At 59.3% G+C, this 11,923-nt stretch carries 8 protein-coding genes; 2 read left to right on the forward strand and 6 right to left on the reverse strand.

The features are described 5' to 3' along the window. Positions 1-14 precede the first annotated feature (14 nt). The gene (locus CKO36_RS01040; protein ID WP_200279327.1) at positions 15-2,957 is read right to left on the reverse strand and encodes a PAS domain S-box protein; all 2,943 of its coding nucleotides are present in this window, start codon (positions 2,955-2,957) and stop codon (positions 15-17) included. A 5-nt stretch (positions 2,958-2,962) separates the two neighbouring features. After that, positions 2,963-4,534 (reverse strand): HD domain-containing phosphohydrolase, encoded by a 1,572-nt coding sequence (locus CKO36_RS01045; RefSeq protein WP_200279329.1) that lies wholly within the window; start codon positions 4,532-4,534, stop codon positions 2,963-2,965. 284 nt (positions 4,535-4,818) lie between these two features. Here CKO36_RS01045 and CKO36_RS01050 point away from each other — a divergent pair, with 284 nt between their 5' ends. Then, positions 4,819-5,853 (forward strand): efflux RND transporter periplasmic adaptor subunit, encoded by a 1,035-nt coding sequence (locus CKO36_RS01050; protein ID WP_242469305.1) that lies wholly within the window; start codon positions 4,819-4,821, stop codon positions 5,851-5,853. After that, positions 5,846-9,112, forward strand: a complete 3,267-nt coding sequence (locus CKO36_RS01055; protein WP_200279335.1) for an efflux RND transporter permease subunit — start codon at positions 5,846-5,848, stop codon at positions 9,110-9,112. Before CKO36_RS01050 ends, CKO36_RS01055 begins: the two co-directional genes overlap by 8 nt. Positions 9,113-9,163: 51 nt before the next feature. Here the strand turns inward: CKO36_RS01055 and minE are convergent, their stop codons facing one another. From minE to CKO36_RS01075, 4 genes are all read right to left on the reverse strand, one after another. Then, positions 9,164-9,448 (reverse strand): cell division topological specificity factor MinE, encoded by a 285-nt coding sequence (gene minE, locus CKO36_RS01060; protein WP_200279338.1) that lies wholly within the window; start codon positions 9,446-9,448, stop codon positions 9,164-9,166. Positions 9,449-9,451: 3 nt separating this feature from the next. Beyond that, positions 9,452-10,258 (reverse strand): septum site-determining protein MinD, encoded by an 807-nt coding sequence (gene minD / locus CKO36_RS01065; RefSeq protein WP_200279523.1) that lies wholly within the window; start codon positions 10,256-10,258, stop codon positions 9,452-9,454. A gap of 365 nt (positions 10,259-10,623) precedes the next feature. Further along, complete coding sequence (gene minC, locus CKO36_RS01070; protein ID WP_242469306.1) at positions 10,624-11,403, reverse strand: septum site-determining protein MinC; 780 nt, start codon at positions 11,401-11,403, stop codon at positions 10,624-10,626. Positions 11,404-11,532: 129 nt separating this feature from the next. Then, entirely contained in the window at positions 11,533-11,883 is a 351-nt protein-coding gene (locus CKO36_RS01075) for a histidine triad nucleotide-binding protein (RefSeq protein ID WP_200279344.1), read from the reverse strand. Between the last annotated feature and the right edge of the window lie 40 nt (positions 11,884-11,923).

Here is an 11,923-nt window from a genome sequence, read left to right on the forward strand (position 1 = left end):
AGCGTGATGCACAATCAAGCGGATGATGTTGGATGCGGCGGCTGGATCGCGGTTGGCGCGGGTTGCGGTGAGGTGTCCGGCAAGCGAGCAGTCACCCGGGTCCCCTGACCTTCCAGACTGGCAAAGTCTAGCGTACCACCATGATCGGTAATGATCGACCAACTTGTTGAGAGCCCCAGACCGGTGCCCTGACCGGTCGGCTTGGTGGTGAAAAAGGGCTCGAATACGCGCTGTTGAATCTCTTTGGGCACTCCTGGACCGGTGTCGCTGATTTCCAGTGCCACCTGGCCATCCTGGCGCGACAAGCGGAGACTGATGCGTCGCTCTGGGCTCCCGGCGACAGCATCGACCGCATTGCCAACCAAGTTGGTCACCACTTGCTCAAAGCGTTCCGGCTGCAAGCGTAACCGCTGGAGCTGTGGATCGCAGTTAACGTCGAGCTGGATGCCAGCCTTGGTCAAGCGATAATCAAACAAACGCAGCACACGCGCGATAATGGGCTGCGGGTCGATCTCGCAAAACACATGCATATCCACGCCACGCTGGCGCGAGAAGGCCAGCAGTTCGCGCACGATGTTAATACAGCGGCGCGTTTGCTGTTCGGCATCCCTGAGGACCCCACGGCGTTCCTCATCGCTCAGATGTTCTTCAATACAGAACTGTATGCCATTGATAACCCCCATCAGTGGGTTATTGAGCTCATGCGCCAAGCCAGCGGTGAGCTGCCCCAGGGAACTGAGTTTTTCCAGTTGCAGAACCTGCTGATCATGGTTTTTCTGCGCAGTGATGTCGGAAGCGATCTCAAAGCGCACCCGGCGCCCATCCCACCAGTTGAGCAGTTTGTCGGCGCAGCGATACCAGCGACCTGTATGTGAATCGTGAAATTGCCACACATGACTGTTGCCCGCGTCGTGCAGCCGCAAGCTGGGCTTGTTGCAAAAAGCACAGGGACTGTCATGGCCATGCATGAATTGATGACAGCGCTGGCCGGAGAAGTCGCGCACGCCCGGTTGCACAAAGCTGTCGTTGGCATAGATCAGCTCGTAGGTGTCCAGGTCGGACACATAGATGATGGCGTCAATGCCGTCAAACAGAGTGCGCAGTTGGGCACGTTCCTGCTCCAAAGCTTGTTGGAAACCTTTACGCTCGGTGATGTCACGCAGGAACGCATAGAGGCGTCCTCCCTGAAGATGACTGAAGCTGGCGCTGATTTCGAGGTAGGCCAGGCTGCCGTCCTTGCAGCGGTGGGCGGTTTCAAAATACTCACTGCCCCCTTGGATGATCATCCGTGCGATGCGGGCATCCACGAGCGATTGGTCCTCATAAACTTCCACAGCCGTGATCGGCTGACCAATGAGTTCTTCGCGTGCATAGCCAGTCAAGCGGCAATACCCCTGGTTGACCCCCAGCAAGCGGCCGCTGAGGTCAAGAATCCAGAAGCCATCCATGCAGGTGTTGAGCAGCACATCGTAGAGCTGTTCGGCCTCCTGGCGATCGCGCATGTCATCGACTTGAATCAGTAAATGCTTTAAGGACGCATCGGCTTGGCGGATCGCGTGCAGCGCCAGGCGCACCGGCAAGGCGCTGCCATCGGCCCGCAGCAATCGAACTTCCTGCCTTGACACTTTTCGTTTGTCATGCCGCAATTGCTCAAAGGCTTCCATGACGGCCGCGCGATCCTCAGGGAAAAAGAGTTCGCGACACGGCTGTCCGCACAGGGCGTGCGGCTGACAACCGATCAATTCAGCAAGTGCCGGATTAATCCGTTGCCATTGCAAGCTGTGGGTAGCCACGCCCATTCCGGAGAAAGCGTCGTTGAAGAAGATGTCCAGTTGACTGTCGCTCTCGCGCAGAGCCTCAAGCAGTTTGCGCCGCTCGCGCTCGCCCTGGTAGCGACGCAGATACTCCTGGTTGCGATGGCGCAGGGTCAGCAAATGATTGGCAGCGATCAGTGTGCTGATCACCGCGAGGATCATGACACTCAGGATCAGCAGGGTACGGTAGGTGGAGCCAAGCAGGCGGTCCACCGGCGCCTCGGTCACCAGCAGCCAGTGGCTGCCAGGCACGTTAGCTGCAACAGCGAAGGCATGACGACCACCCCAATCGGTCAATTCGAGCATGAACACTGTGGCTCTGAGCGCGGAATGCCCGCTGAGATCGGCGCCAAAGGTCTGTTCTGCCGCGCCGCTTAGTGCGTTGTGCAATGGGTGGGGGCCGGCCAGCAGGCGCGGGTGTTCTGTGCTGGTATCAATGAGCCAGCTTTTACCGCCAATGTCATACAGGGAGTGTTTACCAAGCAGCGGAAACAGCGTCCGATGCGGGCGTTGGCCCAGAACCAGCAAGCCAATCAGCTGGCCTGGCGACTCGGGATTGCTCAGCGGTAGCATGACGGCAATATGCAATGCGTCTTGACGGGTCTGCTGCAAGCCTTGCCCCTCGGCGCTGTAGGGGTAGATTTCCGTCAGCTGCACCTGCCGTGATTGAACCACCTGCTCCATAACCGCTTTGGATGGTATGGGAATTTCCGGCTCGGTTCCGGGCCAGGCCAGACCGGGGATGGGTTGCAGATCGGGCGTGAAAAACCGCACATCGCTCCAGCTGTGGCGATTGCGCTGGCTGCGTGCCCAGACCGCGAGATCGGCCCGAGCCTTGGGATTGCCGGCGCGCACGGCCAGAAAGGCACGCGCGAGCAGCGGATCCCGGGCTAGGGTGGCGGCCGCCTCCAGCTGCGTTTGACGCCACAGACTGAAGTCTTCAACCAGGGAGGTGTTGATCTGCTGCAGTCGGGTTTCAGCCTGCTGACGCGCTTGGCGCATCAGCCATTGGTAGGCTGTGGCCGCAATGGCGAGGGTCAGCAGAATCAGCCCAACCAAAATCGCAATCCGCAGCGGATAGGCCAAGGGAGCCTCAGCCTCGGCAACCGAGCCCGGGTTGAATCTATTCTCGGGTCGGCGCATGGCCTTTAAGGGATGGCCTCCAGGTCTTCAAGGCGCAGATTCTGCTGCGTGAACAAACGAATGCAAGCCGCGACAGCCTCTGGATCATAACGGGTACCGGAACCACGCTCAATTTCCTCCAATGCAGCATCCAGACCCAGCGCCTCGCGATAGGGGCGCCTGGAACTCATGGCATCAACCACATCGGCCACGGCCAGAATGCGCGCCTGGAGTATAATCTCCCCCCCCTTCAGCCCCTGCGGATAACCATTGCCGTCAATGCGTTCGTGATGCTGATGCACCATTTTTGCCAGCGGCCAGGGAAAATCAATGTCGGCAATGATGTCGTACCCCACCGAGCTGTGGGTTCTGATCAGCATGAACTCGGCTTCATTGAGCTTCCCTGGGCGATTGAGGATTTCTGCCGGGATATAGAGTTTGCCAATATCATGAATGGTGCCGCCCATATACACACCATCCACGATAGACTGATCCAGCTCCATGGCCCGCGCGATTTCACGGCCCAGCGCGGCCACCCGACGCTGATGGCCGGCGGTGTAAGGATCGCGCGTTTCGACGGTGCGCGAGATCGCCTCAATGGTTTGCACCAGCGCCGCGCGCAGGCGGTTGGCACTGGCACGCCTTTCGTTTTCGATTTGGCGACGGGCGGTCAAATCACGCAGGGTCAGCACATGGGCACGTTGGCCATCCCAGGTGGTTTCCATGGCGTGCAGCTCCACCGGGATCCGCTGACCGGTGGAACAGTGCACTTCAATCTCACCGACACTGCGTTGCGAGGTGAGTCCCAGCGGATAGCCGGTCAGTTCCTGCGCATTGCGCGCAAACAGGCGCTGAGCAGCGATATTGGCAAAGCGCACGCAGCCATAATCATCGGTGATCAAAATAGCATCGGGATTACGTTGGATAATCTCATCGAGCTGGCGGTTGGAGATGCGCGCCGTGGTGATGAGTCGTTCGCGGTCGATGACCAGGCTTATTTGCCGGGCGATGCTGGTGAGCCGTCGCATCTGCTCGGGCGTCAGGGAAGCGGTCTCAGTCCAACTGGCCACACAGAGGACCGCCTGCACCTGCTCCTGCACGATCACTGGACAGGCCAACAGAGAACGGGCGCCGCTGCGCAGCAGCGGATCGCTGCCAGCCTCTGCCTGCGGGTGCGGGTGCTGATTCCGATCCTGAGTCGGATCCTGATGCGGTGGCCAAGACCGCGCCTGGCCGGTGCGCAGGGCCTCCCCGGCCAGGCTGGTAGTGGAGGCAAAGGGCACTTGCAGGGCCGCCCGGTCCGCCGGAGCCGCGCTCAGCGGCATGATGCAGCGGTAAACCAGCTCGCGGCCGTCGGCGTCCGGAAACGCCAGGACGGCGCAGTCAGTCCCTGTCAGGAGGGTGGCAGCCTCCAGGTTCTGTTCCAGCAAATCAACCGCATCGGGCGAACCGCTGCTGATCAGAGTCCACAGGCTCGACGCTTGCGCGCGGCCGCAACAGGCTCTCGTTGGAGTTCCAGGCGCCTGAGATCGAGGCTGGGAACTGGGCTTGGCTTGAACTGGCTTGGCCCGGACTGGCACACCGCTGGCTGGGGTCATGAAGTTCTCGGCAAGTGGTTAACGCGTTGCTTGCAGGCCAAGCGCGTTAAGATGATGATCCTGATACCGGTTCAGTTTAACGTATCCCAGCGCGTATCACGGCTGATGCATCGCCGGAGTATCGCTGAATATGATGGCCCTGCTCCCTTGAAGCCTCCCCGGGAGTACCATATATTAGAAAAATCTAATTTTCTAATATATCAGCTTTCCCAACAGGCACAATGATAATGCGAACAGTCAATCCCCTTCTCGTCGGGCTCAGCGCTTGCCTGCTGAGCCTTGTGATGGATGCGGCTCAGGCCAATGCCGCCGCTCCCGAACTTAACACCGCACCGGTGGAGTATCAGCCCATTGAGCGCACCTATCGGCTCGATGGGATGGTGGAGGCGGTGAATCGCACCACAGTCTCGGCCCAGACCCAGGGAGTGGTCGAGGAGATCTTCTACGATGTGGATGATGTCGTGGAGCGCGGCGCCGTCATTGCGCGCCTGCGCGATACCGAGCACCGTGCCCGGGTGGCGCAGGCGGCGGCGGAGATGAAATCCGCCGTGGCCCAGCTGGAGCAGGCACGCGAGGAACACAAGCGCATCAAGGGGCTCTTTGCCAAGCAAAACGCCTCGGACTCCGAGATGGATAAGGCCAATACGGCGCTGAAAAGCGCACAAGCCAAGTTCGAGGCGACGCAGGCGTCACTTGAGCAGGCCCAGGAGCAACTCGACTATACCCTGATCCGGGCGCCCTACTCGGGCATTACCACCAAACGCTATGTCGAGATTGGTGAAATGGCCAGTCCCGGCCAGCCGATCATGAGCGGCGTGTCGCTGGACGAGCTGCGGGTCAGCGTGGATGTGCCCCAAAGCGCCATCCCGGCGGTGCGTGAGCACAGCCAGGTGCAGGTGTTCGCCACTGATGGCGCACCCATTGAAACCGGCGGCATTACAGTGTTCCCCTTTGCCGAAACCGGCTCAAACAGCTTTCAGGTCCGGGTCGCGCTCGTCGGTCAGCACCCAAACCTGTTTCCCGGGATGTTCGTCAAGACGGTTTTTGTGGTCGGCGAGCAGCTGGAACTCAGAGTGCCGGCAGCGGCGGTGGTCTATCGCTCGGAAGTGACCGGAGTCTATGTGGTGGATAACGCCGGACAGATTCGCTTTCGGATGATTCGCGTCGGACATCGGCGCGGCGATTCGCTGCGGGTGCTGTCGGGGTTAACCGAGGGCGAACAGGTGGCGCTCGATCCCATCGCCGCCGGTGTGGCACTCAAGCAGCAGGCTGCTGCACGCGCGGCCGCTCAGGCCGAGGAGGGAGCGCAGGATGGCTGAGTCCACTCCCCTAGGTCTGGCCGGGCGCATCGCTGCCCGCTTCCAGAACACCGAAATCACTCCACTGCTGGCGCTGGTCGGCCTGCTGCTGGGACTCTTTGCCATTCTGGTCACGCCGCGCGAGGAAGAACCTCAGATCAATGTGACCTTTGCCGATGTTTTTATTCCCTTTCCCGGGGCTTCGGTCAGCGAGGTTGAGCATCTGGTGGCCGGGCCGGCTGAGCAGGTACTCTCGGAGATCAAGGGCATCAAGCATGTCTATTCGATCTCGCGCCCCGGCATGGCGGTGGTCACCGTGCAGTTTAAGGTGGGCGAGGATCGCACCCAGGCCATTGTGCGCCTGTTCAGCAAGGTGTTTGCCAACGAGGACTGGCTGCCGCCCAATCTGGGCGTTGGCCAGCCCATTGTGAAGCCCAAGGGCATCGATGATGTGCCCATCCTGACGGCGACGCTGTGGTCGCACAATCCCGCAATCGGTGCCTTCGAGCTGGGCCAGGTCGCCCATGCCATTGAGCAGGAACTCAAGCGCGTACCCGGTACCCGCGACATCTATACCCTGGGCGCGCCGCATCAGGTCGTCCATGTGCTGCTCGACCCGCAGGCACTGGCCGGCTTTGGGATTGATTTAAGCGACCTGCGCCGCGCCCTGCAAGCGAATAATCTGATTCGTGATGACATCGCTGTGACGGCCGACAATCGCGAGATTGAGGTTCAGGCCGGCACCTTTCTGACCTCCCCCGAGCAGATTGCCGATCTGGTGATCGGCCTGCATGACGGGCGCCCGGTGTATCTGCGCGATGTCGCTCAGGTCGAGCGCGGCCCCGCCTTCCCGCAGTCCTATGTGCGCCTCGGCAGTGGAACCACTGCCGAGCACTACAACCTAGTCGATCTGGCCGGGACCACGCCAGCGGTGACCATTGCCCTGGCCAAGCAGGCGGGCACCAATGCGGTGGATATCGCCCAGGCGGTCACCGAGCGTTTCGAGCAGTTACAGGGCACCTTTATTCCCGAGGGCGTCGAGGTGCTGATCACCCGCGACTATGGCGCCACGGCCGATGCCAAGGCCAGCCGACTGATCCATGAGCTGATCTTTGCCACCCTGTCGGTGGTGGCGCTGGTAATGCTCGCGCTTGGCTGGCGTGAGGGGCTGATCGTCGGGGCGGCGGTCATTGTCACTCTGTCCCTGACGCTCTTTGCTTCCTGGGCCTGGGGCTTCACGCTCAACCGGGTGTCGTTATTCGCGCTGATTTTTTCCATTGGCATTCTGGTCGATGATGCCATCGTGGTGGTGGAAAACATCCATCGCCATCTGGCCATGGGCGGCAAAAAACTACTCGAAGCTATCCCACGCGCGGTGGACGAGGTAGGCAATCCCACCATCCTCGCCACCTTCACGGTCATTGCCGCGCTGCTGCCGATGGCCTTCGTCAGCGGCCTGATGGGGCCCTATATGTCGCCGATCCCCATCAATGCCTCCATCGGCATGCTGATCTCCCAGGTGGTGGCCTTTGTCTTCACCCCCTGGCTAACCTATAAAATCCTGGCACCCAAATTCGCCACCGCCTCCGGTGCCTTGGCCGGGCAGACGGGGGGCCATGCGACTGAAGACGACATCCCGGCTGGCACTGGCTTGCAGCGGCTGTTTGACCGTTTGATTCGCCCCTTCCTGGTCGGCGGCACGGGACAGCGCAACCGCTGGCTGTTGCTGGGCAGTATTTTGCTGCTGATTGGCGCTTCGGTGTCCTTGGTGGTCACGCAAGCGGTGTTCCTTAAAATGCTCCCCTTCGACAACAAGAGCGAATTTCAGGTCGTGCTTGACATGCCGGAAGGCAGCAGCCTGGAGCAGACCACCCGGGTACTCGCAGCCATGGGTGAGTATCTGGAGCGCGTCCCCGAGGTCACCGACTACCAGCTCTATGCCGGCACAGCGGCGCCCATTAACTTCAATGGTCTGGTGCGGCAATACTATCTGCGTGAAGGTGCGCACCTGGGCGACATTCAGGTCAATCTGACCGACAAAGACCAGCGTGAGCGCGCCAGTCATCAAATCGCGCTGGCGGTGCGCGAACCGCTGCAAGCCATCGCGCGGCGCTTTGACGGCAACGCCAAAATCGTCGAGATCCCGCCGGGACCACCGGTGCTAGCCCCGCTGGTCGCTGAAATCTATGGCTTGGACTATGACGGGCAAATCGACATCGCCCGCCAGGTGCGCGCGCAATTTGCCAGCACGGCGGATATTGTCGATGTCGATGATTCCGTCGAGTATCCGGCCGAGAAGCGCATTCTGGTGGTGGATCGCGCCAAAGCAGCGCGCCTGGGTGTTGCCCAGAGCGCCATTGTCGAGGCTTTGGCCACGGTGCTTGATGGCGAGGACATGAGTTACCTGCATGGCGCCAATGTGAAATACGCCGTGCCCATCCGCATTGAGTATTCCGAAGCCGACAAGGCCGATCTCGATCAGGTGCTGGCGCTGCGGGTGCGCTCGCAAAATGGCCATCTGGTGCCGCTGTCAGAGATCGTCACGGCGCTGGATACCGAGCGCACCGCCAGCGTCTATCACAAAGATCTGCTGCCCGTGGTCTATGTGACCAGCGACATGGCCGGTCGCGCCGACAGCCCGCTCTATGGTCTGTTTGCCATCGCCGGTCAGCTGACCGATACCCTGGGGCTGACCCAATGGTACCGACAGGCACCGGAAAATCCTTATGAATACAGCCTGAAATGGGATGGTGAATGGCAAATCACCTATGAGACCTTCCGCGACATGGGACTGGCCTATGGGGTGGGGCTGGTGTTGATTTACCTGCTGGTGGTGGGGCAATTTCGCAGCTATCTGGTGCCGCTGGTGATCATGGCGCCCATTCCGCTGACCATCATCGGTATCCTGCCGGGGCATGCACTGCTAGGCGCTCAGTTCACCGCCACCTCCATGATTGGCATGATTGCGCTCGCGGGGATCATCGTGCGCAATTCCATCCTGCTGGTGGATTTTATCAACCTCTCAGTGCGCCAGGGCATGGCGTTTGAGGAGGCGGTGGTCAATTCGGCTGTGGTGCGCGCCAAGCCCATTGCCTTGACGGCAATCTCGGCAATGGCTGGGGCCATGTTCCTGCTCGGCGATCCGATCTTCTCCGGACTGGCGGTATCGCTGCTGTTTGGCCTGCTGGTCTCCACCCTGCTCACCCTGGTGGTGATTCCGGTAGTCTACTATGGTGTGATGCGCAAGCGCGTGGAGTGGATTCGCACCGCGACGGCTTGAGAGCGATGCCCGGCGCAGGCCGCTGAGCCTGTGCCGGGCATGAGAATTGGACTAGCGCGATTCGGATTGATACCATTCGGATTGATCCGGCAGCAGGATGTTCAGCTCCAGAAACTCCTGCCGCTCATCTTGTTCATAACTGACCGTCACAGCGTTCGGATCAACATCAACATACTTTCGGATCAAGTCAAGGATCTCCCGCTCAAGCTTCGGCAGATAGGACGGCCGCCCGCGCGCGATGCGATCATGCGCAACCAAAATCTGCAACCGCTCTTTGGCGACCGAAGCCGAGCCGCGACCGTGATTCGCACTGCGGAAATTATCGAGTAAGCCCATCGGCTAGCCTCCAAACAAGCGCCCGAACATTCCCCGCTTATCCGAGGTGAAGCGCATGGGAAGCTCTTCACCGAGATAGCGTTTGACCATGTCCTGATAGGCTTGTCCGGCATCTGATTGGGTATCGAGAATGACAGGAATTCCAGAGTTGGAGGCATTCAACACCGATTGGGATTCGGGAATGACTCCGAGCATTTTCAGCGACAGAATTTCCTGCACATCCGCGACGCTCAGCATCTCGCCGCGGACCACACGATTGGGACTGTAGCGCGACAGCAGCAGATACTCGGTAATTGGCTCGCGATTCTGTTCTGCGCGTTGGGATTTACTCGCCAGAATGCCCAGCATCCGGTCTGAATCCCGCACTGAAGACACTTCCGGATTGGTCACCACCACAGCATCGTCGGCGTAATACATCGCCATGAGAGCGCCGTGTTCAATACCTGCCGGGGAGTCGCAAATAATATATTCGTGATCCTTGGATAGTTCCTCAAGCACCTGCCCAACCCCTTCGACACTGAGCGCATCTTTATCGCGCGTCTGCGAGGCGGGCAAAACCGACAGCTTATTACAGCGTTTATCTCGAATCAGGGCCTGATTCAGATGCGCCTCACCGTTGATTACATTGATAAAATCATAGACCACACGCCGCTCGCAGCCCAGCACGAGATCAAGGTTGCGTAGCCCAACATCGAAATCAATCACCACGGTACGGTGGCCCTTTTGCGCGAGCCCCATCCCCATGGAGGCCGAGGTGGTGGTCTTGCCAACACCACCTTTGCCCGAGGTGATTACGATAACTCTAGACAAAGATAAATCCTCCTGTAGCCCCAAATGGCCCAAGCCGCCAATCATGACTGATCATCGCCTCTCATCGCCCCAGTGCCGCTGCATCATTGCGATCAGGATGGCGCCAATCATGTTAGCCTGTATCAATTCAGTTTCTGTCCCTATCTGTCTGCACTATAGTGCAGAATCCGACCCACTTTAATCGTTATAAAAACAACCTTCTTTTTATCGCAAGCGAAAAATCGCAGTATTGCAATAAACTATTTCCACAGCAAAATAAACTGCATCTTGCCAAAAAACCCCCCACATTGGCAACTTCAAGCGCAAAACTTCCGACCACCGGTGCTTATAGGATGATCCATCAGGTATGCATCAACAGGCTTGAATCAGAAAGGCTCAATTCGCAGCTTATGCTTCTCAAGAAAAATCTGTACCCGCGCATGTTTCAATTTCAGCGGAATATTTTCACTCACCCGATAATGCCCGGCCACCGCCACCAGTTCTGCCTGCAAATCCTGACAGAAAATGCGTGCCTTGGTGTTGCCCTTGATGCCGGCAAACACCCGTCCGCGCAGTGGCCCATAGATGTGAATATTGCCATCCGCCATGAGCTCAGCTCCCGAGCTGACGGCGGCGGTGACGGTCAGATCACCCCCAGCGGCATAGACCTTCTGCCCTGAGCGCACCGGACGCCTAATCAGTGTGGACCCCACCTCAAGCCCAATGCCAGCATCCATTGGGTCATCCTGGTTCTGTGTCCTGCCTATTTGCAGGTTGATTGCATGCGTCACGGCCACTGAGGCATCGCCGTTGGCAGCCTCACGCATCCGGCGCGAACTGCCGTCGCTCATCAGAGCCAGCGCCATTCCATGCGCGGCCTCCTGATGCCGCATGGATCCACCACGCAAGCCGACCGGCAACATCCCATAGCCACGCAGCAACCCCACTAGGCGCGGAAAGCTGATGTCGGCGTCTGGATCATCAAGGCCACTGAGATCAATCACCACCGGTGCATGAGCGAACAGATCCGGCGCCTGCTCCACCTTGGCCTGGAGTTGTTCGGCCAACGCCCCCATATCCACCTGAAACAACCGGATCACCGGCAGGGTGAAGGCCGCCGCCTTGATTTCGAGCGCGGTTGCCGCACTTTCTCGTTCGGATTCCATCGCCACAGTCATCGCATCATTCCATCACCCGCACAGAAGGTCTCAGTCAAACACTGCTACCATTATCCACACGGCTGACCCGGATTGCGACCACTTCGGCAGCGTGCCCCGCATCCGGCCCGACTTGGCCTAACCCGGTGGCCACTGCAAGGCGCGTCCACCCAGCAGATGCACATGTAGATGATAAACCGTCTGTCCGGCTTGAGCATTACAGTTAATCACTGTGCGATAGCCCTGCTCTGCAATTCCTTCCTGCTTCGCCAGCTGGGCGGCCACCTGGAGCAGACGCCCCAGCAGGGTGGCATCGGCGACAGAGACATCATTTAATGTGGCAATGGGTTGGCGTGGAATAATAAGTATGTGCACCGGCGCCTGCGGATTCAGATCGCGAAAGGCCACGATTTCGTCGTCCTGATAGACAAGATCTGCTTCCAGTTCACCGCGCGCAATTTTACCAAACACAGTATCTGTCTCTGTCATCGCTTGAGTGCCTCCTGAGTCTTCGGCTTGTTCCGTTCGC

This window comes from Rhabdochromatium marinum, assembly GCF_016583795.1.
Taxonomy (GTDB): domain Bacteria; phylum Pseudomonadota; class Gammaproteobacteria; order Chromatiales; family Chromatiaceae; genus Rhabdochromatium; species Rhabdochromatium marinum.